This is a genomic window from Mycobacterium sp. (genome assembly GCF_008709575.1).
Lineage (GTDB): Bacteria > Actinomycetota > Actinomycetes > Mycobacteriales > Mycobacteriaceae > Mycobacterium.
Genome location: NZ_VYIK01000441.1, coordinates 1 through 633, shown reverse-complemented (window position 1 = coordinate 633; position 633 = coordinate 1). Strand labels below are relative to the sequence as shown.

At 66.8% G+C, this 633-nt stretch carries 1 protein-coding gene; it reads right to left on the bottom strand.

The annotated features are described in order from the left end of the window. Positions 1 to 99: 99 nt before the first annotated feature. On the bottom strand, positions 100 to 633 hold a 534-nt coding region (locus F6Q13_RS19480; RefSeq protein WP_293059998.1), incomplete at its 5' end, for a transposase.

Below are 633 nucleotides of genomic sequence, written 5' to 3'. Positions count from 1 at the left end.
CGATCAACAACTCGTTCGGATTCGGCGGGCACAACGTAGCCCTGGCGTTCGGCCGGTACTGAGACTGCCCAATCGAGGAGGAGATTCTCAATGAAGTTGTCAAGCCGCCGCAGCGTTAGGCGCGGTGGGTTGATAGGCCCGGTGGTCGCGCAGCATGGCCCACAGGACGTTGAGGCGTCGGCGGGCCAAGGCGAGGATCCCTTGGGTGTGGGTTTTGCCTTCGGATCTCTTGCGGTCGTAGTAGGTGCGCGAGGCGGTGTCGGTGCGGATAGCGATCTGGGCGGACAGGTAGCAGGCGCGCAGCAGGCGCCGGTCGTAGCGGCGGGGTCGTTTGAGGTTGCCGCTGATGCGCCCGGAGTCGCGGGGTACCGGAGCCAGCCCAGACACCCCGGCGAGGCGGTCGACGGAGTCGAAGGCGCTCATGTCACCGCCGGTGGCGGCGAGGAACTCGGCGCCGAGCACGACACCGAAGCCGGGCATGCTCACGATGATCTCGGCGTGGCGGTGGCGGCGAAACCGCTCCTCGATCATCGTCTCGGTCGCGCCGATCTCGATGTCGAGGGTCATCACCTCCTTAGCCAGGCGAGCGACCATGGCGGCGGCGAGGTTTTGGCCGGGCACCGTGGTGTGTTG